22 protein-coding genes and 6 pseudogenes are annotated in these 26,561 nt (G+C 47.9%); 4 read left to right on the forward strand and 24 right to left on the reverse strand.

Annotated features, from left to right (window positions below; translation table 11 throughout):
• Positions 1–270: 270 nt before the first annotated feature.
• The 23 genes and pseudogenes from trxB to JCM11969_RS20690 all read right to left on the reverse strand — a co-directional run bounded on the left by trxB (position 271) and on the right by JCM11969_RS20690 (position 21,265).
• Positions 271–1,210: pseudogene (gene trxB, locus JCM11969_RS07165) on the reverse strand (thioredoxin-disulfide reductase).
• A gap of 97 nt (positions 1,211–1,307) precedes the next feature.
• A complete protein-coding gene (locus JCM11969_RS07170; protein ID WP_054709863.1) occupies positions 1,308–2,321 on the reverse strand; it encodes an NAD(P)H-dependent glycerol-3-phosphate dehydrogenase in 1,014 nt (337 codons plus the stop codon).
• Between the two features lie 5 nt (positions 2,322–2,326).
• Positions 2,327–3,178, reverse strand: a complete 852-nt coding sequence (lgt, locus tag JCM11969_RS07175; RefSeq protein ID WP_054709866.1) for a prolipoprotein diacylglyceryl transferase — start codon at positions 3,176–3,178, stop codon at positions 2,327–2,329.
• Positions 3,179–3,198: 20 nt separating this feature from the next.
• Positions 3,199–4,140, reverse strand: coding sequence for an HPr(Ser) kinase/phosphatase (gene hprK / locus JCM11969_RS07180; protein ID WP_054709869.1), 942 nt, complete (start codon positions 4,138–4,140; stop codon positions 3,199–3,201).
• Positions 4,141–4,211: 71 nt separating this feature from the next.
• Positions 4,212–4,568 (reverse strand): phage holin family protein, encoded by a 357-nt coding sequence (locus JCM11969_RS07185; RefSeq protein ID WP_054709872.1) that lies wholly within the window; start codon positions 4,566–4,568, stop codon positions 4,212–4,214.
• Between the two features lie 9 nt (positions 4,569–4,577).
• Positions 4,578–4,898 carry a PspC domain-containing protein gene (locus JCM11969_RS07190; protein ID WP_054709875.1) on the reverse strand — a complete coding sequence of 107 codons (321 nt, stop codon included), beginning with the start codon at positions 4,896–4,898 and terminating at the stop codon, positions 4,578–4,580.
• Between the two features lie 584 nt (positions 4,899–5,482).
• Positions 5,483–6,157, reverse strand: coding sequence for a phosphate signaling complex protein PhoU (gene phoU / locus JCM11969_RS07195; protein ID WP_054709878.1), 675 nt, complete (start codon positions 6,155–6,157; stop codon positions 5,483–5,485).
• A gap of 15 nt (positions 6,158–6,172) precedes the next feature.
• Complete coding sequence (gene pstB / locus JCM11969_RS07200) at positions 6,173–6,928, reverse strand: phosphate ABC transporter ATP-binding protein PstB (RefSeq protein ID WP_054709880.1); 756 nt, start codon at positions 6,926–6,928, stop codon at positions 6,173–6,175.
• Between the two features lie 11 nt (positions 6,929–6,939).
• The gene (gene pstB / locus JCM11969_RS07205) at positions 6,940–7,779 is read right to left on the reverse strand and encodes a phosphate ABC transporter ATP-binding protein PstB (protein ID WP_054709883.1); all 840 of its coding nucleotides are present in this window, start codon (positions 7,777–7,779) and stop codon (positions 6,940–6,942) included.
• A gap of 40 nt (positions 7,780–7,819) precedes the next feature.
• A pseudogene (locus JCM11969_RS07210) lies at positions 7,820–8,421 on the reverse strand (PstA family ABC transporter permease).
• Between the two features lie 94 nt (positions 8,422–8,515).
• A complete protein-coding gene (locus JCM11969_RS20365; protein WP_369523210.1) occupies positions 8,516–8,707 on the reverse strand; it encodes a hypothetical protein in 192 nt (63 codons plus the stop codon).
• Positions 8,704–9,630: a phosphate ABC transporter permease subunit PstC gene (pstC, locus tag JCM11969_RS07215; protein ID WP_054709886.1), complete on the reverse strand. Its 927-nt coding sequence runs from the start codon at positions 9,628–9,630 to the stop codon at positions 8,704–8,706. The genes JCM11969_RS20365 and pstC overlap by 4 nt, the downstream gene beginning before the upstream one ends.
• The gene (locus JCM11969_RS07220; protein ID WP_054709889.1) at positions 9,623–10,507 is read right to left on the reverse strand and encodes a phosphate ABC transporter substrate-binding protein PstS family protein; all 885 of its coding nucleotides are present in this window, start codon (positions 10,505–10,507) and stop codon (positions 9,623–9,625) included. Before JCM11969_RS07220 ends, pstC begins: the two co-directional genes overlap by 8 nt.
• A 407-nt stretch (positions 10,508–10,914) precedes the next feature.
• Positions 10,915–11,907, reverse strand: a complete 993-nt coding sequence (locus JCM11969_RS07225) for a sensor histidine kinase (RefSeq protein WP_054709893.1) — start codon at positions 11,905–11,907, stop codon at positions 10,915–10,917.
• Complete coding sequence (locus JCM11969_RS07230; protein WP_054709896.1) at positions 11,879–12,301, reverse strand: hypothetical protein; 423 nt, start codon at positions 12,299–12,301, stop codon at positions 11,879–11,881. Before JCM11969_RS07230 ends, JCM11969_RS07225 begins: the two co-directional genes overlap by 29 nt.
• Positions 12,294–13,002 (reverse strand): annotated as a pseudogene (locus tag JCM11969_RS07235) (response regulator). Before JCM11969_RS07235 ends, JCM11969_RS07230 begins: the two are co-directional and overlap by 8 nt.
• 61 nt (positions 13,003–13,063) lie before the next feature.
• A complete protein-coding gene (locus tag JCM11969_RS07240) occupies positions 13,064–14,227 on the reverse strand; it encodes a PDZ domain-containing protein (protein ID WP_156652797.1) in 1,164 nt (387 codons plus the stop codon).
• Positions 14,228–14,758: 531 nt separating this feature from the next.
• Positions 14,759–15,881, reverse strand: a protein-coding gene (gene prfB, locus JCM11969_RS07245) for a peptide chain release factor 2 (protein ID WP_156319289.1) whose coding sequence is annotated in 2 segments (ribosomal slippage) — positions 14,759–15,808 and positions 15,810–15,881 — 1,122 coding nt in all. Because the reading frame shifts where the segments join, the coding sequence is not laid out codon by codon here.
• Positions 15,882–15,959: 78 nt separating this feature from the next.
• Positions 15,960–18,323, reverse strand: a pseudogene (secA, locus tag JCM11969_RS07250) (preprotein translocase subunit SecA).
• Between the two features lie 268 nt (positions 18,324–18,591).
• Complete coding sequence (gene hpf / locus JCM11969_RS07255) at positions 18,592–19,152, reverse strand: ribosome hibernation-promoting factor, HPF/YfiA family (RefSeq protein ID WP_054709906.1); 561 nt, start codon at positions 19,150–19,152, stop codon at positions 18,592–18,594.
• 126 nt (positions 19,153–19,278) lie between these two features.
• Positions 19,279–19,425 carry a ComF family protein gene (locus tag JCM11969_RS18845; protein ID WP_225353177.1) on the reverse strand — a complete coding sequence of 49 codons (147 nt, stop codon included), beginning with the start codon at positions 19,423–19,425 and terminating at the stop codon, positions 19,279–19,281.
• Between the two features lie 69 nt (positions 19,426–19,494).
• Positions 19,495–19,965: a hypothetical protein gene (locus JCM11969_RS07260; protein WP_225353176.1), complete on the reverse strand. Its 471-nt coding sequence runs from the start codon at positions 19,963–19,965 to the stop codon at positions 19,495–19,497.
• Positions 19,966–21,265, reverse strand: a pseudogene (locus JCM11969_RS20690) (ATP-dependent helicase ComFA).
• Between the two features lie 52 nt (positions 21,266–21,317).
• Here JCM11969_RS20690 and JCM11969_RS07270 point away from each other — a divergent pair.
• Complete coding sequence (locus JCM11969_RS07270; RefSeq protein ID WP_054709911.1) at positions 21,318–21,974, forward strand: YigZ family protein; 657 nt, start codon at positions 21,318–21,320, stop codon at positions 21,972–21,974.
• Positions 21,975–22,220: 246 nt separating this feature from the next.
• Positions 22,221–23,150, forward strand: a complete 930-nt coding sequence (locus JCM11969_RS07280) for an acyltransferase family protein (protein WP_338100919.1) — start codon at positions 22,221–22,223, stop codon at positions 23,148–23,150.
• Positions 23,151–23,517: 367 nt separating this feature from the next.
• Here JCM11969_RS07280 and JCM11969_RS07290 read toward each other — a convergent pair whose 3' ends face one another.
• Positions 23,518–24,612: a glycosyltransferase family 4 protein gene (locus JCM11969_RS07290; protein ID WP_054709923.1), complete on the reverse strand. Its 1,095-nt coding sequence runs from the start codon at positions 24,610–24,612 to the stop codon at positions 23,518–23,520.
• A 278-nt stretch (positions 24,613–24,890) separates the two neighbouring features.
• On the opposite strand from JCM11969_RS07290, the gene JCM11969_RS07295 reads away from it, so the two are divergent.
• Both JCM11969_RS07295 and lrgB read left to right on the forward strand, forming a co-directional pair.
• Entirely contained in the window at positions 24,891–25,337 is a 447-nt protein-coding gene (locus JCM11969_RS07295) for a CidA/LrgA family protein (protein ID WP_054709926.1), read from the forward strand.
• 37 nt (positions 25,338–25,374) lie between these two features.
• Positions 25,375–26,138 (forward strand): annotated as a pseudogene (lrgB, locus tag JCM11969_RS07300) (antiholin-like protein LrgB).
• Positions 26,139–26,561 lie beyond the last annotated feature (423 nt).

Here is a 26,561-nt window from a genome sequence, read left to right on the forward strand (position 1 = left end):
TATAGTGCCTGTCGCTTGGGCGAGCAAATGGTCTGGCTAGTTACTCATGACTGTCAACTAGCACATCGGAAGAAGCCTTGCTGTCGACCCTCTGATAAGCAGTCGAGGGCGGATTCTCTTCGACCTTGATCTAAAGACAATGTGATGCTTAACTTATCTGAAAAGCAGCTCAACATTAGTGGAATACAACAAACTATCACCTAATAATGGAAAAAACCAGTCAAAAAAAGCCCACAGTATCCACTGTAGGCTTCTTTAAAATTCTTCATATTAAGCTTTAACGCCAGTGTCATTCAAGGATTCAATGTACTTGAAAACTTGTTGGCCGGCAACACCGCCATCACCAACTGCAGTGGTGATCTGACGAAGGTCCTTAGCGCGAACATCGCCAATGGCGAAAACGCCAGGTACCTTGGTTTCCATTTGACCGTTCGTTTCGATCCAGCCGTCTTCGTTGGTCACGCCTAAGCTGGCAATTTCTTCCGTCTTAGGTAAGATGCAACATAGATGAAGACGCCGCTAGCATCGATAACAGTCTCTTCGTTCGTTTGGTTGTTGACCACTTTAACGCCGGTTACTTTTTGGTCATCACCCAAAACCTCGGTCACATTGCTGTTCCAAACGAAGTTCATCTTGTCGTTAGCAAATGCCCGGTCCTGAATGATTTTTTGTGCGCGTAATTGGTCACGACGGTGAATGACGGTCACCTTTGAAGCCAACTGAGTCAGATAAAGACCCTCTTCAATAGCGGAATCACCGCCACCGACGACGATAACTTCGCGGTTCTTAAAGAACGCACCGTCGCAGACTGCGCAGTAAGACACACCTCGGCCACCATATTCTTCTTCGCCGGGAACACCCAACTTACGGTATTCAGAACCCGTTGCTAAGACAACCGCCTTTGCTTCGTAAGTTTCAGTATCGGTGGTGACGATCTTAACCGCGCCTGATCTTCGATACCCTGAACATTGCCGTAAGCATATTCAGCACCAAACTGAGTGGCGCCGTCGTACATGTCCTTGGCTAAGTCTGGGCCGAGAACTGATGAAAACCCAGGGTAGTTTTCGATGGCCGCCGTGTTGTTCATTTGGCCACCATAAATGCCGCGGTCAAGTAGGAGTACTGAAAGGTTTGCCCGTGACGCGTATAACGCACTGGCCATGCCACCAGGTCCCGCACCAATAACGATTACATCATATTGTTTTGCCATCTGTTTTCCTTCTCTCTTAGCCAGTTATTCTGACAGTTAAATACGGTGATTAACTTACTATAAATCAGTAAAGATGTCTAGTAGTTTGTTTCTATCCCTAAAATTCGGAGCGGCCTTCCCGTTGCATTAGGTCGGAAATGGCTTGCCGAATTTCCTTACCTTCATAAAGCACTTGGTAAATGGCTTCAGTGATCGGCATATCAACGCCGCGTTGTTTAGCGAGTTCATAGGCTGCCTTTGTGGTAGCAACGCCTTCGATCACCATGCCCATGTTGTTGATGACTTCATTCAGAGATTTGCCCTGACCGAGCTGGTCACCAGCACGCCAGTTTCTAGAATTTGAGCTGGTCCCGGTCACAATGATGTCACCGACACCTGCCAACCCCATAAAGGTTTGCGGGTTAGCACCAAACGAGCCGCCTAACCGAGAAACTTCAGCCAAACCCCGGGTCATCAAAGCCGCCTTGGCATTATCGCCATAACCGAGGCCACGTAACGCACCAGTACCCAGAGCAATAATGTTCTTCAGCGCGGCAGCAATCTCCACCCCGATAACATCACTATTCGTGTAGACCCGGAAGTAGTGGTTCATAAACAGGTTCTGCACATGTTTAGCAGCATCCAGGTCAGTGCTGGCCGCCGTAATCAACGTAATATCGCGTTTAGCAACGTCCTCAGCGTGGCTTGGCCCAGAAAGGACTGTAATTGAACTGCGATTTTCAGCCGGAATCTCTTCCGCCAAAATTTCTGAAACGCGCTTGTAAGTCTTTTGCTCGATTCCCTTGCTGGCGTGAATCAAGGCTGGTTTTGCGTGAGTCTCAGCCAAAATCGTTTTGACTTGGCTGGCCACATCACGCACCGCCTTGGTTGGCACAACAAACAGGATCGTGGTTGCATCAGTCAGTGCTTCCTTTAGATCCACATAAGCAATTAAGGTTTCTGAATAGGTAAAGTCCTTGATGTAGTGGGTGTTTGTGTGCTTGGTGTTCAATTCTTCGACTTGCTTAGAATTGTAGGACCAAAGCGACACCTGGTTGCCGTTCTCATCGAGTAAGTTTGCTAAAATACTGCCCCAGGAACCCGCACCTAAAACTGCAATTTTTTCAGACATAGTAATTACTCCTTATTTTTTGCCACTTGGGCTTTTTTGCGAAATGGATCACCATCAAGATACATGGGAATTTGGTTCCCCAAACGTCGCCGGTAGATCACAATGATGATTGCACCAATAAACAAAATGACTGATAACAACTGGGATACCCGGATGTCAGCGAACAGCATCAAGCTATCTGTCCGCATGCCTTCAATAAAGAAGCGGCCAAACGAATACCACATGACGTAGCCCAAGAAGATCTCACCCTGCTTGAACCACCCTTTTTGATGTCTCAGGGACATCAGGAAAATAAACCCTAAAATATCCCAAGTTGATTCGAATAAAAACGTTGGCTGGCGATACGCCCCGTTAATGAACATTTGGGCAATCAGCCAGTGTGGTAAGTGCAACCCTTGCAGGAAGCTCAGACTGGTCACTTGACCAAAGGCTTCCTGATTCATGAAGTTGCCCCAGCGGCCGATTCCCTGTGCCATAATGACGGTCGGTGCCGCAACGTCTAGCATGAGCCAGACCGGGATGAACCGTGATCGGCAGAAGAAGTAGACCACGAGGCCCGCCCCGATCAGTGACCCATAAACGGCGATCCCGCCGTCCCAGACCGCAATGATCTGGTTTAAATGCTGCGAGTAGTAGGACCATTCAAACCCAACGTAGTACAGCCGGGCTGCGATGATGGCTGCGGGCAACGCCCACAGGATCATGTCATAAATATCGTCGGGGTCGATCCCGCGACGCTTACCTTCTCGCACAGCCAGGGTGACTGCAATCACAACTGCACTCGCAATAAAAATGCCGTACCAGTGAACCTGGATCGGCCCCAAATGAAAGGCAATTGGATTTAATGCGGCTAACATTCCTCTCAAGGTGCCACCCCTCACTTATTATTTTTTGAATTTTGTTTGATAAGCCGGTTAAGGTTATCATCAAAGACCTTCGTTGCATCGTACCCCATGGAGCGCGCTCTAAAGTTCATGGAGGCCGCTTCAATGATGATGGCTATATTTCGCCCAGTCTTAACTGGGATCGAAATCTTCGGCACGATCACATCAAAGATCTTTTGCGTTTCATCACCGTTACCCAGCCGATCAAATTTCTTGTCGGGCGACCAGGATTCTAGGTGCACAATGAGATCAATATCGGTCTCACTTCGAACGGCACCGGCCCCAAACAGGTTCATGACATCGATGATGCCGATCCCCCGAATTTCCAGCAGATGCGCTAAGATTGCGGGGGCTTGCCCCACTAACGTCTGCTCATCTTGTTGGTAGACTTCTACCCGATCATCCGCAATTAGGCGGTGACCACGTTTAACGAGTTCCAACGCGGTTTCACTCTTACCAACGCCAGAGTCACCGGTAATCAGGACCCCAACACCGTAGATGTCAACCAGCACGCCATGAAGCGACTGGCGTTCAGCCAATTTGCCTTCAAGATAGTTGGTCATGTTACTGAGGACTCGTGACGTTGTCATCTTTGTCCCTAAAACTGGAATTTTAGATTCTTGCGCCGCCTGAAGCAACTCCTCCGGCGGTTCAAGTTGTGTTGAGATCACAAGCGCCGGTGTCTCTGGTTGACACATCTGACGCATGACCTGCAATAGATCATCACTTGTCATGCCCTTCGCAAAGGACGTTTCGGTAATTCCGAGTAACTGGACCCGTTTGGCTGGATAATAGTTAAAGTACCCCGTCAGTTCCAAGCCGGGCCGTGAAATGTCGCTGGTCGTTATCTTGCGGTCGGCTAGCAAATCTTCGCCGTACAGCACGTCTAGTCGAATATTATCAACTAAGTCAGCAACCGTCACGCTATCTGCCATTTGAATCCCTCCTTGTCACACTATTAAAGTTTAGTGTATCACTTTTCGCCCCTCTAATGATAGCTCTTACATCAATCCCGTGACCGGCCACCAATGAAGCTTGAAATAATCGCATTACAAAGCGACATCAGTACGGCAATCAGCATGGACATGCCAAAGGAAGAAAAGCGAAAGTTATTGCCCACAAAAAAGGCGGTCAACTGTAGGAGAAATCCATTAATGACAATACTAAACAAGCCTAAGGTCACAACGTTTATCGGCAACGACAACAGGATCAAAAAGGGCTTGACTGCCGCGTTGAGAATGGCGAGCACCACACTGGCAAGCAGCGCGATCCAAATACTGGCCACGTAAAAACTACTGTGGAAAAAACCAGCGAGCGCGATGAACAACACCGCGTTCACTAATATGCGACCCCAAAATTTCATCTACTTCACTCATCTTTCATCAGAATCATCTTCGGAAACATCATGCAGTGTCTTACGCGGTTGTTTCCCAGAACCGCCGCCAAACCCACCAAATCCGCTGAACGGATTGTGGGGTTGATTGGAATCATGATGACTCGTATCCCGTGGGATCACCGTCATTAAAAGCAGATAAACCAGCAGCCCAAATAAAATGTGTCCCGGGTAAATCGTCAAAATCACGAAAACGACTCGTAGGATAGTCGCACTAAAACCAAAGTACTCGGCAATGCCGCCAAGGACTCCGCTAATGATTTTATTGGACGACCGTGTTAAACGTCGATGTTGACTCATTTGTCCACCTCATTTCTTAAACGAGTTCTATGAGAACTTTCTGTTACCAGAATAGAGAAATAAAGGGCTGAAAGCAAGCCCCCAGCCCTGAACTATCGTTTAATTTTTTGTTACAGGTTGTGCTCATATACCGCTTCGTTGCACCGTTCGGCCCTGCAGGCTGAAGTGGGTCGCTCCGGGGAGCTAGTGAATGTCTTGGCAGAAATTCAAGGATCTCCTACATCTCCCGTGTTCGTAATCGGCCAAAAGACGGCCGCTAACAACCACAGACAACCACAGAGCCTGCAATGCCGAACGGCTCCACTACGCTGCAAGGCAAAATATAGTCACTATTTACGAAAAGTTAGAAAAGTGCTATGAACCGCACAAGATAAATGCTACAGGCTAACTTGGCAATCGGTCGAAATATTACTGTCATAAAGTTTAGCAGCGATTGTTGGCGAAATCAGCACATACTCTGTTTAAAGTGATTGGGCCACTTAGCCGGTCGATAGATTTTCTCGTGCACGCAACCGGTCGTCTAATGTTGAGAAGACCTATACAATAAACATTCAATTGACTATCGAAAAGTATTCCTACCCACGCTAATCCTCTGAATTATTCATCAGCTTTAGTTCAACGATCTGACCAGTCTTCAAGTAAACGATCAACTCGCCAACGTTGATCATGTAATCCGCAATGCGCAATAGATCGGCGGCAACGGCACTGTACTTCATGACGGCAAGGATCACGTTGCTGTCCGCCTGAGCTTGGGTGTATACCTCATGTAAAATATGGTCGTTGATCGTTGCCAGGTGGTTATTGATAGTCACAAGGTCGCGCGCCGCCTGGTCGTCCTTGTTGACATACGCTTGAATGGCCTGCTTCACGATTTCAGTGGTCTGCTCCCCCATCGAGGCCAGGAGACTCTCAACCTCTGGTGCGCGGTGCTGCCCCTTAACATAAATCGTTGCGTGAGCGATGTTGCGGGCATGGTCGCCAGCCCGTTCTAAATCAGACACCGCCTTTAAAATGGTGACCACCTCGCGTAAATCGGTTGTGACTGGCTGGTACAGGGCAATCATTTCAAAGGACTTGGCCTCCAATTCAATCTCACGGTCATTGATCTGGTGGTCTTCGTCAATGATCTGCTGGGCCGCCTCCCGGTCATGGTTGATAAACGCTGCCACTGCCTTTTGAACCGTGTGGCTGACCAGGACCCCCATTTCGGTAAACCCGTTATCAAGTTCATCTAATTCATCATCGAAAAGTCGTCGCATCACGTGCCTCCTCCGCTAGCCGAATCGGCCGCTAATGTAGTCTTCGGTTGCTTTCTTCGCGGGGTTCATAAAGATCCGCTTGGTGTCATCAGCTTCCACAACCTCCCCGTCCATAAAGAAAACGGTCCGGTCAGCAATCCGGGATGCCTGCTGAAGGTTATGGGTCACCGTGATGATCGTATAGTTGGTTCTTAATTTTAGCAAAGTCGCTTCAATTTGACTACTTGAAATTGGGTCGAGTGCACTGGTCGGCTCGTCTAATAAAATAATTTCAGGCGACACCGCCAGAACACGTGCGATGCAGACCCGCTGCTGCTGACCGCCCGATAAGGATAACGCACTCTCATGCAGGTGGTCTTTCACTTCGTCCCAAACTGCGGCTTCACGCAGACTCGTTTCAACGATTTCGTCCAGTTTTTCTTTCGCCACCTTACCCGCGATTTTCACGCCAAACGCGACATTATCATAAATTGAAAAGGGAAATGGGTTGGGCTGTTGAAACACCATGCCAATTTCTTTTCGAAGGTTGACCATATCCGTTTGTGGGGCATAGATGTCCTGCCCTTTAAAAGTGACTTTACCGGTGATCGTCACGTTAGGAATCAGGTCGTTCATCCGATTTAACGTGCGCAAGTAAGTTGACTTACTAGAACCAGAGGGACCGATCAATGCGGTAATGCCCTTCGCTGGAAAATCTAATGTGATGCCCTTTAGTGCTTCGTTATTACCATAATAAACGTGCAGATCCTGCGTTGAAATTAATGCCGTCATCGTAACGCCTCCTATCCAAAATCACCGGCAACGTAATTGTTCGTCAGCTGTACCTTCGGCGAGGTAAAAATAGTTGATGTTTCATCGTACTCCAGGACCCGACCGAGATTAAAAAAAGCCGTGTAGTCACTGATGCGGGCTGCCTGTTGCATGTTATGGGTCACAATAATAATGGTGTACTGTTTTTTCAACTGCAGCAGCGTGTTCTCCAACTGACTTGTGGAAACGGGATCTAGCGCGCTGGCGGGTTCATCTAGCAGCAGGATATCAGGTTTAATGGCAATGGCCCGTGCAATGCACAGTCGCTGCTGCTGACCACCGGAAAGTGCCAGCGCACTTTGATTGAGTTTATCCTTGACTTCATCCCAAATGGCGGCTTGTTTCAAGCTTGTTTCAACAATTTCATCCAGCTGGTGTTTATCGGTGATACCTCGCCGGCGCAGGGCAAACACAATGTTGTCATAGATCGATTTTGCAAACGGGTTCGGGCGTTGAAACACCATCCCGATTCGCCGCCACATTTCATACACGTCAATGTCCGGCTGATTCACGTCAACACCGCGGTACATGATCTGCCCCGTTACTTTCGCCACGTTATCGTTCATCCGATTTAGTGAGCGCAGATAGGTCGACTTTCCAGAGCCGCTTGGCCCAATTAGCGCGGTGATCTTGTGTTCTAAAAACTGCAGGTCACCTTCATACAGTGCCTCATTTTCACCGTAGAACACATGCATATTTTTCGTTTCCAGCACGACTGGAGACTCGGACGTTGCCTCAGGGGCGACGATATTGCGATCAAGCCAGGCCGTATTGTCGTTATGTTGATGCTGACTCGTTGGATTAATAAACATTTAAATGCCCCAATTTCAAGAATAAAGGGTGACTGTCACCCTAATCAGCCGCAGTCAATTTTTTAAAGAGCCGCCGGCCAATGTAGCGTGCCGAAAGGTTAAAGAGTAGGACCGCAATTACTAAGACTGCGGAAGCCCCTGACGAAACGGCCTTTGCATCTGGCATGATCCCCTCGGAATTAATTTTCCAAATGTGGACAGCCAAGGTTTCTGCCGGGCGCATCGGATTCAAGGGACTGCTGATATCAAACGGATTCCAGTTTGCAAAGTCTAACGCGGGTGCGCTCTGTCCCGCCGTAAAAATCAGAGCATCTGCTTCACCAAAAATCCGGCCAGCACTGAGAATGACACCGGTCAAAATCGTTGGCAATGCCGCGGGTAAAATAATATGAAGCACAGTTTCCCAGCGTGACAGCCTAATGCTAGGCCACCCTCGCGCTGCGTCTCTGGCACAGCAGCCAGCGCCTCTTCAATACTGCGCGTCAGCAGGGGTAAGTTAAAGAACGTTAGCGCGAAGGCCCCAGATAGGATGGAGAATCCAAAACCAAACCGGACAACGAAGATCAAGAAACCAAACAACCCGACAACAATTGACGGAAGTGAGCTTAAGATCTCGATCGCCGTTCGAATTAAACTTGTCATCGCATTTTTTGGGGCGTATTCATTTAAGTAGATACCGGCACCCAGAGCGATGGGAAATGAAATTAGTAACGTTAGAATCAACAAATAAAACGAGTTAAAGAGTTGAATCCCGATCCCACCACCAGCTGTAAACGCCTTTTGACGGGGTCGTGAGAAAGTGCCAGGAAATGTGCGGTAATCCGGTAATGATGATGTACCCCAGTAACGCGGCCAAAATTAAAACGATGGTGCCGGCAATCCCGTAGAGGACACCAGTCGCAATCTTATTTGCTGTTTTCGGCTTCATTTTCGCAGCGCTCCCTTCCGACCAATCAAACGAACAATCAAGTTAAAGATCAACGACATCACCAGCAGGACCAGCGCAAGCGACCACAACGCGTTGTTCGCTAACGATCCCATGACGGTGTTGCCGATTCCCGTCGTTAAGACCGACGTTAACGTTGAAGACGGCGACACTAAACTACTTGGCATCAAAGCGGCGTTCCCGATCACCATTTGAACAGCTAACGCTTCGCCAAACGCTCGCGCCATCCCAAAAACGATTGCTGTGAGAAGACCAGGCGTTGCGGCGCGTAAAATGACCTTATATATCGTTTGCCAACGCGTGGCGCCTAATGCCAGCGCGGCTTCACGGTAGTATCGCGGCACCGCCTTCAGCGCGTCAACACTCATGGATGTGACCGTCGGGAGGATCATGACGAACAACACAAAGGTCCCGGAGAGAATCCCAAACCCGCTTCCGCCAAAGATTGTCCGAATGACTGGCACCACGACAGTTAAGCCGATAAACCCGTAAACGACGGATGGGATTCCAACCAGCAGCTCAGTAACTGGCTGCAGAATGCGTGCCCCGCGTTTTGGCGAGATCTCCGTCATGAAAATAGCGGTGCCGATTGCAAACGGGGTTGCCAGCAATGCAGATAGGAAAGTGACGATAAACGACCCCGTAATCATCGGCAACGCGCCAACTTCAGGACGACCCTTGCTATCGGTGATCGTTGGATTCCAATTTTTATCCGTTAGAAACTGCCACAGACTCACGTGGTTATCAAAAAACGTCGCTAGCCCCTTTGACGCCACGAAAATGATGATGGCAAATACGGTGATCGTGATCAGCGCTAACGCGGAAAAGCTGACGGTCTTCCCGATTCGCTCTAACCAGGCGGCCTTGGATCGTTTTCGCAGTTGTTCGCCTAACTGTTTATTCATGACTTCCCTCGACTTTCTGAATCTGGCCATTGACTGACCGGGTCACCTGCATCTGATCCATACTGATATAGCCTAACTGCCGTACCAGCGTGTGTTGCACATGTGTGGATCGGACGTAGGCAATAAATCTCTGTGTTAACTGATTGGGGTGCTTTTGCGTATACATATGTTCATAGGACCAAATCGGCCATTTATTCGTCTCAACGTTTGCATCCGTTGGCGCGACGTGGTTAAGCGTGACGGCTTGCACCGTATTATTCACGTAGGAGAACCCAACGTAACTAATGGCCCCCGGTGTGGTTGCCACAATTTGCCGGACCATCCCAGATGAATCCTGTTCCTGAGCTGGTTTACTTTGTCGGCCATTGAGCGCCCATTTTTCAAATGTTGCCCGGGTACCGCTCCCCTGCGCCCGATTAATGATCACAATTTTTTGATTGCGGCCGCCAACCTCACGCCAGTTCGTCACTTTTCCGGTAAAAATCGCGATCAGTTGCCTGGTGGTGAGGTTGGTGATGCCGTTTTGTCGATTCACAATGGGCGTAATGCCGACAACGGCGACCCGATGATCAACGAGATTAGCGGCCCGAATGCCCTTTTGCTCCTCGGCGTAAACATCCGAATTGCCGATTTCCACTGCACCTTCCTGGACCTGACTCAATCCCGTCCCGGAACCGCCACCCTGCACGTTAATGAAGCTGCCAAGTCGACTGCCGCTATAGTCTTCGCCGGCTGCTTCAACGAGCGGCTGCAACGCCGTAGACCCCACTGCCGTAATCGACATGTCCGCCTGACTCACTTGACGATGCTGATACCCAACAATTCCAAGTACGATCACAATGACCACCAGTAAACTTGCTAGCCAACGTTTTTTCATCTCCGCAACCTCCCGTGCTTCCCTGCAATTCGCCAAGCACGCTTTTTAAACGCAATTCTTAGTGACCATGTTGAAACGAGTTTCGGAAAACTGGCCGATTCCCGTCACCCTCTCTTATTCAGGTTTAAGTATATCGGTCGATTGTAAATGTCTACTACATATCTATGTAAAGGTTGTGTAAAGATTTTTGAAAATGAGTGAGCAAACTATTGCTGTAAACGCTGATGTAATAGTATTTTCCCTATTTTTGAATTTTATTTTGAGTGTTAACACTTCATCCGTTTAAAACAACTCTCGTTAGTTTTCGGACCATCAAATAGCATCTGCCATGAAGTCGGTTAAGACTTCATGACAGATGCCACCTCATTTTCTAGGTTGACCATGTGACTCAAACTTATTCCAGACGTTTACTCGTCCAATTGCAGTCGTTGAAAGATCACATCAAACGTGCTCCCAACACCGCGTTGACTCTGGACATTAATTGTCCCCTTCATCGCTGAAACCAATTCCGCGACAATGGCCAGTCCGAGTCCCGTCCCGCTGACAACCTGTTTGGTTCGTGAATTGTCAGCACGATAGAAGCGCTGAAAAATCCGGGATTGGTCGTCTTGGCTGATGCCGATTCCGGTGTCAGCCACATGCAGAGTCCAACTTGTTGCCGTTTGCTCAAAACGAACGGTGACCTGGCCCCCTTCACGATTGTACTTGATTGCATTTGACAGCAGATTTTTTAGGACTTCGATACACTTACTCTGATCCGTCACGACCTGAACGTCATCAGCAACTTGATTGATCAGGGTCACGTGCTTCATCTCTGCCAATTGTTGCAACACTTTAAACTGGTCATCGATCATGGCGCCCAAGTGCACCCTCGTGAGGTCGTGTTGGGTCACCGACTGAGACTCAATGCGTGACAGCGACAAAATATCCTGAACCAGTTCCGATAGCTGCTGACTCTCTTGTTGAATGATCTTCAAAAATTGATCAAGAATTGCTGGATCGTCCTTTGCCCCGTCCAGCAAAGTTTCAGCAAAGCCGTTAATCGCCGTGACCGGCGTCTTTAATTCATGCGAGGCATTCGTTAAGAAGTCCATTTGCATCTGCTCAACGGTAAAAATCTCAGTAATATCATAGAGCAGCACCAGAATCTGGAAAAAGTCCTCACTCGTGGATGTATACACCACCGTCGCCTCAACCTTTTTTTCGGTGGGCATCCCCGGTAGCGTAATCACTTGCCGCCGAGTCTCCTTATCCTCAAAGACTTTGTTGATCAGTGCCACCAGTTCGTACTGCTGAATATCTTGGGCAAACGGGTGCCGGTGCGGACTGATCGGCACCTGCAACAACTCAGCCATCGCCGCGTTCGCTAATTCAACTTTTCGGTAGTTGTCGATCACCATCACCCCAATGCAGGTAGGACAGCAACAGTTTCAACTCTTCTCCCTGTTGGGCCTTTTCCCGCAACAATTGTTGTTGATGTGTCTGCAGCTGGTTAATCGTCATCGTCAAGTCATAATAAGGATCCGTCTTCTTCAATAGAATGTGCGCTGGTTCTTCATTTTGCAACATCCCCTGGACTTTACGCGTCATGGCCGCAATTTTTTGTTCGCGCACCCGTAACACTCTGACGGCAGCCAGCATCTCCACAATTGCAATCACCAAATTAACGGTCAAAATTTGACCCCACTGCGTCAGTGACAACGTCTCGTGCAACACCATGCCAATGATCAGCCAGCTAATGACAAGGTCGCTCGCGAGAAAAATCGCATAGGCTGAAAGTCCCCGTCTAATCATGAAGCGGGGCCTCAAGCCGATAACCGAAGCCCCGAACCGTCTTTAAGTAAATTGGGTGCTTAGGGTCCGGTTCCAACTTATCGCGCAGATGAGACATATGCACGTCCACCATTCGCGTTTGACCGGCATAGTCAAACCCCCAAACGCCCTCCAGCAACTGGTCGCGTTTTAAAACTTGATGCGGGCGTTTCGCTAAGTACAAGAGCAACTCGTACTCCTTGGGTGTCAACTGTACCGCTCGCCGCGGCGTCTCACCGTTACTTTGGCCGTATCGATCACAATGTCGCCAATCTGAATCATTTGAGAGGTCAAACTTGTGGCGAAGTCTTCTGGGACGTTCTGGTAGCGCCGTAACGCTGCCTTAAGTCTGGCAATGACTTCTCTGGGACTAAAGGCTTTGTAATGTAATCATCCGCGCCGATCTCTAATCCAAATACTTTATCAAATTCATCCGTTTTAGCCGTAATCATAATAATTGGGGTCGCAATTCGTTCCTGGCGTAATTTGCGCGTCACTTCCACGCCATCCATGCCCGGTAACATGAGATCGAGCAAGATGGCATCGAACGTTTGACTCGTCGCAAGTGCCAGCGCATCGTTGCCGTTCATCGCGGTCTCGACATCGTAGTTCGCCTGGGTCAGGTTATAACTCAGTAACGTTACGATTGCTGGTTCATCATCAACAACTAAAATCTTTTGCATAGGGCCCTCCTAGGCGAAAATCCTAACAACAGAGCGGCAACGTTAATGGTGCAGTTGTATTTTAATGGGTCGCGTCACGAAAAACAACGATTCCGATTTCATGGGGTGATCCCGCAAAGATGGCCGTTTCCGTGACCTTCAAATCTCCCTGAGGCGTTTGCAGCCGCAGGTGACAGTATGTTGAATTCAGTAACAGTGCTTCGTAAAATTCAGTTTCAGAGTTGACCGGTTCGTGGTTACATTCCACAATGATGTCGCCGGTATTGATTGCCATCTTGGCAGCTGGTGTTTCAGGCTTGATACCTAGCACTCGCACACCGCGGTCGACCTTTGAAAACCAGAAGGACTGGTGACGGTCATGCCAGCGTGTCCACACAAGCAAAATTAAGTAAAACAGATACAACCCAACGACAGCTGGCAAAAAGACGGCCGAATAAAAGAATGACCCAATCAATAGCAGTCCCCCGAGCGCGCTAATGATCAGTTCCCACTTTGCAAACAGTTTCAGTGCGGCACGTTGCATCTGTTTAAAGATCGTCATTCGAAGCCCGATCAATAGTGGTAAGAAGATAAACGTCACCGATTGGTGGTTGATGTTTAAAACCGGCCAGAACGCAAGATGACTGGTAAACCAATCGCCTGGCACCATGACGAGCATCGGCACCACTAATAATTCATTGAAACGGTATCCCGCAATCAACTTACCTCGCCGTTGCGAATAGATTCGCGGTGCTTCAAAGCGACCGCCGATTCGGTGCACCCACAGACCGCCAATGAAGAGCGTCACCACCATGACCGCTAATAGCCCGATCATGGTCGTTTCACTTGGATGAATGCCGGTAGTTTGCAACCAAGTGTCAACACCGGTCACTTGTTTAACCGGGTCCACTACCTGATAACACAGCACCGAAATTGTGAGTACTGTGATTGGAATCCCCGTTGCTGGACCGATGATAACGGCCAGCAGACTCAAAATCATGTACCCAATAGCCCAGCCGATTGGAATCGTAATCCCCAACAGCACTGAAATGACCGACGCTAAAACACCGTAGCTCAGACTTAGTAACACAAAGTGACGCACTTCAAATTTATCCTGATACACAGCGCTCCCAAAGAACCGACGCTCAGCAGTTAACCGCCGATCAGCCGTAAACCACTCCCGAATCAACCCAAGCCACCAAACTGGTTGCGCAACCAACGTCAAGACTAGCAAAATTATCCTCATCACTGCCACCTACAATTTATATAATTTATATCACTGCCTATACCATACCTTATTATGATACCAGTTAATGCGGGTTGATGATAGAGGGAGCGCTTTAGGAACTTTATTGAATTTGAAGAAACGGTTGTTGACACAAAAAGAACTATCCGTGTGTTGGAAACTTACGGATAGTTCTTTTTGTGATGGTTTGTTCAGCATGGCTGTCAGCTATCGGGTAAGCGACTCTGGCTAAAATGCCTAGTTTGTGGTTCTTGTTATCAGCGTGCTACTTGCGACGTGCTTTGCTTCTATCTAGTGGAAACGCGTTCAGCAGGGCAAGGGGCTACTGCGTAGGCCAACTCTGGCAAAAAATCCAGGGTCGTGGTTCTTGTTATAAGAGTGCTACTTGCGACGTGCTTTGCTTTTATCTAGTGGAAACGCGTTCAGCAAGGCTGAGGGCGGAGCATAAGCCAACTCTGGCAAAAATCCAGGACCGGGATTTTCTGCCAGAGTTGGCTTATGCTCCGCCCTCAAAACGCCTTGCTTCACGCTCTATCTCGGATTCTCCCCCTCCAACCGATACTGCAAGTAAGCATTAATAAATGGATCCAAATCCCCATCCATCACTGCCTGCCCATTGCCTGTTTCGTAGTTGGTTCGGTGATCCTTGACCATCGTATACGGGTGGAAGACATAGGAACGAATCTGTGAGCCCCAGCCAATGTCCATTTGGTCGCCTTCCAGCGCCGCCTTTTCCTTAGCTTTCTTTTCCTCTTCACGTTCGTACAACTTAGCCCGCAACATGCCCAACGCGGTTTGCCGGTTTTGCAACTGTGACCGCTGGGCCTGACTGGCGACAACGATACCGGTTGGGATATGTGTGATTCGAACAGCTGATGACGTTTTGTTAACGTGTTGGCCACCGGCACCACTTGCCCGGTAAACGTCAACTTTCAGGTCTGCTGGATTAATGTCAATGTTGACCGAATCATCAAGTTCCGGCAAGACATCGACTGACGCAAACGAGGTGTGACGCCGACCAACTGAATCAAATGGTGAGATCCGGACTAATCGATGAACGCCCTTCTCCGACCGTAAATACCCATAGGCATTGTGCCCTGAGATCAGGAGTGTCACACTGTTAATTCCGGCAACGTCGCCGGCCTGGTAGTCCAACGTTTCAACCTTAAACCCATGCTGTTCAGCCCATCGTGTATACATCCGCAAAAGCATGGATCCCCAGTCCTGCGATTCAGTGCCGCCTGCGCCTGGATGAATTTCCAAAATGGCGTTGTTATGGTCATAGGAACCATTCAACAGGAGGCCAAGCCGATACTGTTGCTGGTCGTGTTGGAGTTTTTTAAAACTCTCATCCAGTTCTGCCTTCATATCAGGATCCGGTGTGGGTTCATCTTCCAATAATTCAATGGCAACCTGAATGTTTTCCAATTGATCTGTCAAATCGTGATAAGCATCTACCTTACCCTTAAGCTGATTATTTTCATCAATCAGCTTTTGGGCAGCCGCCTGGTTGTCCCAAAATCCAGGTTCTGCCATTTTTGATTCATTGATCGAGATACTCTCGTTGAGGGCATCTAAGTCAAAGCGACCTCCCAAAGCCGGCAATCTCGTCTGCCATGGCTTTTAAGTCGCGTTTAATATCGCTGATTTCCATGTAAATCACTCCAGTTATCAATAAAAGAGGTTGGCGGCCATTACAACCTGTCCAACCCCTTCTTGGTTTAATTTTAAATTACTCACGCGTAATGTTTTGTCGAATTTCTGACTTCATGAACAGCCGTGTGGCATCGTAATCGATGTCGGCAATCATTTCCTCAAACATCCGGTACCCATCTTGTTGGTATTCAACTAAGGGGTTCAATTGACCATAACCACGAAGCCCAATTGAAGTCCGCAGTTGATCCATGATGTCAATGTGGTCCGTCCAATGGGCATCGACCACTCGTAAGATCACCACTTTTTCGAATTCCAGCATTTGGGCTGGGTCGTAAAGTTGTTCCTTCTTTTCATCATAGACACCTTCTGCCAACCCCATCAAGAACTTCTTAATTTCGTCAGCAGTCTTATCCTTCAGGTCATCCAGTTTGATCTTATCTGGACTCACCAAAGCGGAAATAGCAAAGTCGAGGATCGTACTCAAGTCCCAATCCTTGTCTTCCCCCTGTGTGTGCAGGTTAACGACCCGGTCGATAGTCCGTTCAAACATTGGCATGATGACCCACTTCAAAGAGTCAGTCTCGTCAATGACTTGTTGCCGTTGGCCGTAAATGACTTCACGTTGTGCCCGCATCACGTCATCGTATTGCAGCACGTTCTTCCGGGAATCATAGTTGTTCCCTTCAACCGCTTCTGCGCTGATTCAACTTGACGACTGATCATCCGGCTCTTGATGACGGCATCTTCACCTTCAACGTTCATGTGTTCCAAGAAGGATTTGACCCGGTCAGTTCCGAACCGCCGCATCAGATCATCTTCAAGCGACAGGTAGAACTGGGTCAAACCAGGATCCCCTTGACGACCAGAACGGCCACGAAGTTGGTTATCGATCCGCCGTGATTCGTGTCGTTCAGTCCCAAGGACAACGAGTCCGCCCAATTCACGAACGCCCGGTCCAAGCTTAATATCAGTCCCACGACCAGCCATGTTGGTAGCAATGGTAACGGCGCCGCGTTGGCCGGCATTCATGATGATGTCGGCTTCCTTTGCATGGTTCTTCGCGTTCAAAACAACGTGGTCAATGCCTGCCTGATCCAGTTGATCAGAAAGGTATTCGGACGTTTCAACGGCAACCGTCCCAATTAAGATCGGTTGACCCTTTTCATTTAGCTCACGAATCCGATCGACAACGGCATCGAACTTCGACTTCAGGGTTGGGTACAACACATCTGGTTCATCGATCCGAACAACCGGTTTGTTGGTTGGCACCGAAATAACTTCCATGTTGTAGATTTCCCGGAATTCTTCAATTTCAGTCCGAGCAGTACCAGTCATGCCGGCAAGTTTTTGATACATCCGGAACATGTTTTGGTACGTGATGTTGGCCATGGTCTTGGACTCTTCTTGAATGTCCACGCCTTCCTTGCTTCAATGGCTTGGTGCAAGCCATCAGAATAACGCCGACCTTCCATAACACGACCGGTAAATAAATCAACGATCTTAACTTCACCATCGTCAACCACGTAATCCTTATCGCGCAGCATGATAAAGTTGGCCCGCAGCGCTTGGTCCATATGGTGAGTCAGGGCTGTGTTGTCAGTATCATAAAGGTTGTTTAAGTTGAAATATTTTTCAGCTTTAGCAATACCCTGTTCAGTTAACGACACACTCTTAGATTCCAAGTCGATCTTGAAATCATCGTCTTCGTGCAGCGTCTTTGCAAACCGGTCAGTCCGAATATAGAGCTGTGAAGTGCCTTCAGATTGGCCAGAAATGATCAACGGTGTCCGCGCTTCGTCAATGAGGATGGAGTCAACTTCATCGACAATGGCAAAGTTCAGTGGCCGTTGCACCATGTCGTCCTTGTAAACGACCATGTTATCACGCAGGTAGTCAAACCCAATTTCTGAGTTTGTTGAATACGTAATATCGGCGTTGTAGGCTTCCCGCTTTTCTTCTGGTGACATTTCGGCCAGGTTCAACCCAACGGTCAGACCAAGCATGAATAGAGTTCGCCCATTTCAGTGGCATCACGTGAAGACAGATATTCGTTAACCGTAACAACGTGAACCCCTTTGCCGGAAATGGCATTCAGGTACACGGGCATGGTAGCGGTCAAGGTTTTTCCTTCACCAGTCTTCATTTCGGCAATGTTACCTTCATGAAGCACGATCCCACCCATGACCTGAACGTGGAATGGATAGAGGCCTAAGACCCGCTTAGCCCCTTCACGGGCAACGGCGAAAGCTTCTGGTAGTAACTCATCCAACGTTTCGCCATCTTGGTAGCGTTGTTGGAATTCAGGGGTTTTTGCTTGTAGATCTTCGTCAGAAAGTGCCGCGTATTCTTCGGCATGACTGTTCACTTGATCAGCCCACTTGCTGATTCGCCGGAGTTCGCGCTTATCACTTTCGACCCATTTTCTTAAAACGTTTGGCATATTAAGTTCCTTCCAAAATTAATCTCGTTTTTAACTTATGTTGTGCTAGTTTTTGAGTTTTATTGCATACTAGCAATAAGTTTAACATTTATAATGACAATTGAAAACTCATCTGGATTAGTTTGTAAGATAATTTTAATCACAATAGATGGAAGAAAGCGCTTAGCTCCCCATAAAGAAGAGAAATACCAGCCATGCGTGATTCAGGTATATCGTACTACGCAAAAAAACACCCAGAACATCAGTCCTGAGTGCCTTTCGTTCACTGTTATTCATTGTCGGCTTCAATCAAGCCGTAGCGCCCATCATTACGACGGTACACAATGTTGACGCCATCGGTTTCAGCGTCTTCATAGATAAAGAAGTCGTGCCCCAGCATGTCCATTTGAAGGATAGCTTCCTCGTTATCCATTGGTTTCAAAGAGACCCGCTTTGTCCGAACAACCTCTAACTTGGATTCTTCATCCGTTGTTTCAGCAGCGGCTGCTTCACTCGGTGTAAATTCAAAGTTCTTAAAGCCTTTTTCACGAGATTTGCGGTTCACCTTGGTCTTGTACTTGCGAATCTGACGCTCAAGTTTGTCGGTGACCAAACCGATACTAGCATACAGATCTGGTGAAGTTTCTTCGGCTCTCAACGTTAAATAAGGTAGCGGAATCGTAACTTCCACCTTTGAATCCTTATTTTGATAAACCTTTAAATTAACGTGAGCAGTCGAATCAACGCTTTGCTCAAAGTACTTTTCAAGCTTACTGATCCGTTTTTGAACGTAGTCGCGAATGGATTGGGTAACCTCGATGTTTTCTCCACGAATATTGAATGTGAGCATAGAACTTCTCTCCCTTCCACACAAACAAAAGCTAATTTAAGCAAGTATGTTAACTCAGCTTAATGTTGTTTTGTTATATTTATTATAAATGAAAACGCTACAATTAACAATGAATTGCATAAAAATTTATCCGTGAGCAAGTGTCAACCCATGCACTTCAGCCGCCCCTGCTTCGGCTAACAAATGTGCTGCAAACCTTATCGTAGTGCCAGTTGTGTAGATGTCATCCACCAGTAAAATACGCTGATTGACGCACTTGTTTTTTTGCTCAATATTTAATTTAAACGGTTGTGGTGTCCGTAATCGCTCTTGGCGGGACTTACTCGATTGCGGTTGTTGCTTTTAACTAGTCGCCGTGGTGAGCAGTTCGGCAACCTGCACGTCCTCAAGAAACCCAGCCACCTGATTAAACCCGCGCGACGCTAACGTGGTCGGGTGAATCGGAATGGGCACAACCAGATCAGGAGTTGCGCGTCTAATGGCCGTTTTAAACGCCTCTTGAAAAACATGCCTGAGCCTGTAATCGCCGCGAAATTTATATTGCAGCATAAAATCCTGCAGCGCATCATTGTAAGTAAATAAGGCTTGATTGACAAAGGGTGAACTGGCTGGCCACCGCAAACAATCGCCACAAACATCGGTGTCTCCCTGTTGGCGGCCGCACTTAGGACACCGGTTCACTAGATCAATGACCGAAAATCGGCGCCAACACCGCTGACAAGTTGCCGGGACCTTTAGCGGACGAAACGACAGCAGCGTTGTCAAACTGATTGGTGCAGTCAGCGGCGTCCCGCATAGTAAACAAGCGCTCATTTAAGTCCCCTCCTGTGTCGTCAGTCGTTTCGCCTTTCGATTCACGAATTCGATCTGCTGCTGCGCACGACGAATCGTGCCCGTTTTGGCCGTGACAAAAAATTGAACTAGGCCTTCTGGTGCCTGGGCACTTCGCCCCACCCGACCCGCAATTTGAACAAGGGCCGCTGTTGAAAACACCCGATCATCCGCCCCCAGAACAAACACGTCAATGTCGGGAAAAGTAACCCCACGCTCCAAAATTGTCGTAGTCAATAAAAAGTCAATCTGACCATCGCGCATTTGCTGCACCTTTACGTGTCGTTCAGGGTCTGCCGAATAGACTGTGACCGCCTTTTCATTTGCAAATTGGGCTTCAATGGCTGCCGCAATCGGGGCAAGATCAGCAATGTGCGGCACGAAGAATAGAAAGCGCCTGTGCGCAACAAACGCCGCCTTTAGTTGGCGCACAACAACGGTTGGCAATTGATGCTGCGCTAATTTCTTACGCCATTGGCCTACCGGCAGATAGCTCACTTGCAGCTCATGTCGTTTCACCTGCCGCAGCAGTTGTCGATTGGTGTTGCGGTGAGATAAAGCGCCGCGCCGGCCGTTTTTTTGGCCTGCTGAACAGCAAAATGCAATCCCGGGTCTGCCGCATACGGAAAGGCGTCCACCTCGTCGATCACTAAAACATCAAAAGCATGGTAGAATCGAAGCAGTTGGTGGGTGGTACAAATCGTCAGTTGGCAGTAGCGATAATCGTCTGGCATATCTCCATAAAGCACCACTTGGTCCGTGGTTGAAAAGGCCTGTTTTAGTCGCGGTGCGAGTTCCAAACAAACATCGACACGCGGTGACGCAATGGCCACTCGCAGACCGTTAGCAATCGCCCAGGCGATCCCTTCAAAGAGCATTTCAGTCTTGCCAGCACCAGTAACCGACCACATCAGGTGATCTTCTCTGGACTTAAAATACTGGCGGATCTGGCTGCTGCACCCAGCTTGTAATGGCGTTAACTGACCGGTCCAAGTCAACGGTGCGGTCATTTCTGGAAACGATTCGGCTCGGGCAAAGAACACAGGTTGTCAGTCGACCGCATCCGTCCTAGCTGGATACAGTTACCACAGTAACAGCTGCCGTCCGGCAATTGCGTTTCACGACGATCAATGGGCTGCCCACAGCGCTGACATTGGGCGTGCTTGTCGGTCAGTAAAATTGCTGGCCGCCGTTCCAGCGTTGGCAACTGAGCTAGTGATTCTGGTAAGTCAGATTCAGGCATCTGCCGACCATAGAGTTGATTGAGTTCTTGAATAAGCATGACGACCTCCCTTATTACCCTTAACTACGATAGAAAAGAAGGATTTGATTGAATGAATTCAGATTATTTAACAATTAAGCACTCCGGACAAAACGAGATTGAAATCAAAAAGTCTCGGTTTGTTTGTACGGTTGGCCGCGTGACTTCTAAAGAAGAGGCAGACGCCTTCATCCAAGATGTGCGTGAGGCTAATCCTAAGGCGACGCACAATTGTTTTGCTTACATGACTGGTCAAAATGATGACCTCCAGCGAGAAAGTGACGACGGCGAACCCTCTGGAACAGCTGGCATCCCCATCCTTGAAGTGTTAAAAACGATGCACCTTCACGATGTTTGTGCCGTTGTGACCCGTTACTTCGGCGGTATCAAACTCGGTGCTGGTGGCCTCATCCGGGCTTACAGTAACGCAACTTCAAGGGCCATCGAACAAGTCGGCCTCGTTAAAAAGGTGCTGCAAAAAGATCTGACGATGACCGTGTCATACGCCGATTTTGATAAGCTCAGTTATTTTCTCACCCAGCAATCAATTCCCGTTGTGGATACGTCTTATGCGACAGATGTCACCGTTAAGATTGCGGTGGATCTTGACGCTATTGATGCCGTTCAGACTGAAATCACGAATCGCCTTGCTGGCAACGTGCGTATTATCGCAGGGGACGAGCATTATAACGAGGTTGACGTGCGACTTATGAGCAATAGCGACCGTTAGTATTAATGAACCGAATGACCTTTTTCGTTTTTTAGGTTTCACGAGCTTACAAACTTATGTAGAATTAAATCTAAACTGATACTAGATTGGAAGTCTTATCCGTGGATGCGATCCTACTCCTTATTGTCCTGGTCTTTATCGTCAGCCTCCGCCCAAACCTGCGCGGCCCCTCACCTGACTATCTCAACCGAACAACCACCGCGAGTATTAATGGTCTCTTTTTGATGCTTGTCTTATTCAGCCATCTTGTCACCTACATGCCGCCGATGCAGCATTGGTCAACACTCACGAATCTTTGGATGGCCCACTAAGGGTGAGCTGATTGTCACCACGTTCCTATTCTTTTCAGGATACGGCGTGATGGTTCAACTTCAAAAACGTGGTCCTGCCTATCTTGAGACATTTCCTGTTAAACGGATTTTATTTACCTGGCTAAAATTTGCTGTGGCAGTCACAATTTATCTTGTCTTGTCGGTTGCGATGGCGATTCCCTTTCCGCCTGGCAGAATCGTCCTCGCCTATCTGGGGTTGGCAACGATTGGCAACAGTAGCTGGTACATCTTTGCAATTCTGCTCATGTATGCGCTGACCTACGTGGCATTTAAACTTGCACCTGGTCAGCCAAATCGGGCGATCATACTGCTGTTCATCGGCACAAGCTGCTACTTAGTCATTGCGGTTAAACAGCTGCCGCCCTGGTATGCTGAAACGATTTTTAGCTATTTAGGCGGCGTGTTGTTTGCACGATACCATGAGCCCATTGAAAAACGATTAACATCCTCTTGGGGGCATTACTGGCTCCTGTTTTTATGGACGTTTAGTCTCTTTTGCGGGTTCTATATCTTATGTGCAATAACGCCCTATCGTTGGCTATTTTTTATTAGTTATCAATTTGCAGCCATCTGTTTTCCGCTATTATTCGTTTTCCTTGCAATGAAAACAACCATTCGAGCGCCGTTCTATCGCTACGTTGGCGGCACAGCAATGTTCTCGATTTACATGTTGCAGCGGTTGCCAATGATTCTCGGCCGTCACACCGTCCTTGCTCATCAACCGGTACGCTACTTCTGCTTTGTTTTAGTGAGCACGTTGTTCCTTGGCTGGGTGTTTGACCAGTTGGTTGGCCGTTTTTTGCAGCGACTTGTGGGCAAGCGCGCTTCAGTTTCGGTTAAATAACGGCTCAATTAGAGGATAGAAAAGGATGCCAAATCATTATCCGGTTGGATTTTGATTTGGCATCCTTTTTTTGGTTTTTCTTATATGATCCTAAAAGACTCAGACGTCTTATCTTTCTTGGCCACCTTGTCAAAACCGGTTTGCAGGGCACGGGGTGGACGTTTAACGGACTTTGGCAAACAATTCAGGTCAGGGATTTTCTGCCCCTCGACCCAGACTATTTTTTTATGCTGTCGTTCTCGGCCACTGTGCCGAAACGAGTTCCGCACGGGGCTAACGTGTAACGGACTCTGGCAAAAAAATCCAGACCCGGGATTTTCTGCCAGAGTCCGTTACACACCGCCCCTAACCCGCCTTGCTCCACTCTCTAATGCGAGTTCTTCGACGTCGTATTCTTAACCATCTTATTGATCCAATTCAACAACGGCTGGCGATTCTTTCCCACCAGACCGATTGCTTCAACGAAGAGTTCCAGACCAACTAAACTTGCAATCGTTAGGAAGATAGCGCCCCACAACGGGGAAATTGGATATAGTAATGAGATGAAGGCAAAAATCAAAGCGATGCCGTAGATGACCATCACCGTTTGCCGATGGGTCAATCCCAGCTGCATCAGTCGATGATGCAAATGGTGCTTATCCGCGTGTGAGATCGGCTGGCGATTCAACATCCGGCGCAGAATCGCGTACACGGTATCCGTAATTGGCACACCCAAAATGATCACTGGGATGATGACCGAAATAAACGTCACGTTTTTCAGACCATACAGTGAAAAGACTGAGATCATAAACCCGATAAACAGGGAGCCTGTATCTCCTAAATAAATTCGCGCCGGGAAAAAGTTGTACGGGAGAAAGCCAACCATCGCAAAAACTAGCGCAAAAATACTGATGCTGACGAACGTATTAGCGACATTTAAGAAAAAGAACCCCGTGATCCCCATCGTTGACAGTGCGATGATGCCCACACCATCAGCCAGCCCATCCAGGCCGTCGATCAAGTTAACCGCATTGGTAATCGCTAAGATCCAGATCCACGTCACAGGTAAGCTCAGCCATCCAAGGGAAATGCTCCCGATAAATGGCAGCGTGATATGAATCATTTTTACCCCAGCAACAAAGTAAACTTCCAAAGCTGCAAGCGAAATTCCCAATACTTTTTGGCGAGGCTTCAATTCAAAAATGTCATCAATAATGCCCGTCAGGATGATGATACATTCTCCACCAAAGACGCCCCAAAGTTGTTTGGTGGGAATCTGTTGGCGTAATAAGAACACCGTTGCAAACGTGTACGCCAGGAAGATGGCTAAGCCCCCCATAGTTGGCATGGGTACTTTATTGACTCGGCGAGCGTTGGGATTATCCACCGCCCCGACCCGAAATGCCAGCTTGCGGATGAACGGCGTCAAAATTGCCGCAAAGATCATCGTTGCAATTAAACTGACAATAATTTCGAACTTCATAGCGTCTTCCTTTCTGTGAAATACTGTCTCCTATTATACAAATCGCTTTCAGTAAAGACAATCTTCCGAGAGATAAAACTAAATAATATTAATTAATTTTTGAGCAAAGATGTTGACGTGATAACCTTTTTCACAATTGAAATCGCTATCTTCAACAACTGTTTATGACTATCTCCTTGACTTTTTAACGAAAACTTATTATAATTGGCTTGTGAAGTGAAAGTGCTTTGCAAGTTTGTGAAAAGTGTTTTATATATTTTTGAAAGGAGTGTTTTTCCATGGCAAGCAATCAACAAAGTGCCAATACAACGGAGGCTGAGCATGAACCAGCACCGATCTTACAACAAATGGCAATTTTTTCCTGCGTTCTGTTTGTGTCATCATTAATTTCACCATTATTCCCAAAGTCATTTCCAGTGCCAACACCGGTTATTGGTTTGATTCTCATGTACGTTTTATTGGCATCACACGCGATTAAGCTTTACCAAGTTGAAAAGATGGCTGATTTCTTAATTAGTTTAATCGCCTTCTTATTCGTCCCATCTGGGGTGCAAATGGCTAATTCCCTTAACGTCTTCACCGACGACGGTGCTTTGACTGGGGTTATGTTGATCGTTGTTATTATTTTAGCAACCATCATCTTGTTAGTCGTTATCGCTTACACTACTGCATGCTTCATGTGGATCAGCCGTAAGGTCTTCCACAAGAGTACTGACGTTCAGTAGGTTTCGATAGCTCTCAATATAGAAAGGATTGAGTTAAATGACTTGGGTTAACTTTTTCGGTAATGCCTTAGACCCGAAAGTCGGTGGGATTGCCTTCTTCGGTATCTTCCTATCGCTCGTTGTCTTCTTAATTGGGCAATGGTTGTTCAAAATTAGTAATGGTTTCTTCTTATTCCAGCCTTTATTCGTTGGTATGGTTCTTGGTATTTTTGTTCTCTGGCTGTTGTCAAAATGGTTCGGTGTTTCACTGCCAACATTCTACATGGCCGCATACAAGCCCGGTGGTGACATCTTATTCTGGTTCTTGAACCCTGCCACTATCGCGTTTGCCATTCCGCTATATCGTCGGAACGATGTCTTCAAAAAGTTCTGGCTTGAAATTGTGCTATCATTAATCGTCGGGATGGTTATTTCATTGATCGTCATCTACTTCGTTGCCAAGCTGCTGGCCTGAACAACACGATGATCTCATCAATGTTGCCACAAGCTGCTACCACTGCCGTCGCAATGCCGATTTCCGCCGCTGTTGGTGGGAACTCAGCCGTTACCGCAATGGCATGTATCTTAAACGCCGTCTTGATCTACGCCTTAGCTGACTTCTTGATCAAGATCTTCCGTTTGAACAGCGACCCCGTTGGAGCAGGTTTAGGTTTAGGGACTGCCGGCCATACCGTTGGTTCTGCCAAAGCCGTTCAATTAGGTTCTGTCCAAGGTGCCATGGCTTCTATCGCGGTTGTTGTTATTTCAATCGTTGTTGATATCGTGGTTCCACCATTTGCATCAATGATGCACTTGTTCTAAAATCGCATTTATTTGAACGAAACATTAGCCTCGGACTTCGGTTCGGGGCTTTTTTGTGGCCTTTTATCCCGCGCTATCTATCGAGATCAACGGTACCAATGCAAACTTAACGCCACCATAAAATCTGCTAACATTGCCTCCCCGCATAACCCAACCGGTCGCTTGGTGACTGTTTGGGTTGGGTGGGTTAAATAGCGCTGACATGCCGCTACGTTCCATCGTTTGGCCCTGCAGGCTGAAGTGGGTCGCTCTGGGGAGCTATTGAATGTCTTGGCAGAAATTCAAGGATCTCCTAGGTCTCCCAACATTGCCCCCCACCTGAAGACGTCACACAACATCACTTTTTCATCCGGCGATGCGTCAAGTCCCCCAAGCCGATACAGTAGCTTTAAGTGCGCTAAGGCCCCCACTCCTCAAACAACG

The sequence above is a fragment of the Secundilactobacillus paracollinoides DSM 15502 = JCM 11969 genome (assembly GCF_001311135.1).
Taxonomy (GTDB): Bacteria; Bacillota; Bacilli; order Lactobacillales; family Lactobacillaceae; genus Secundilactobacillus; species Secundilactobacillus paracollinoides.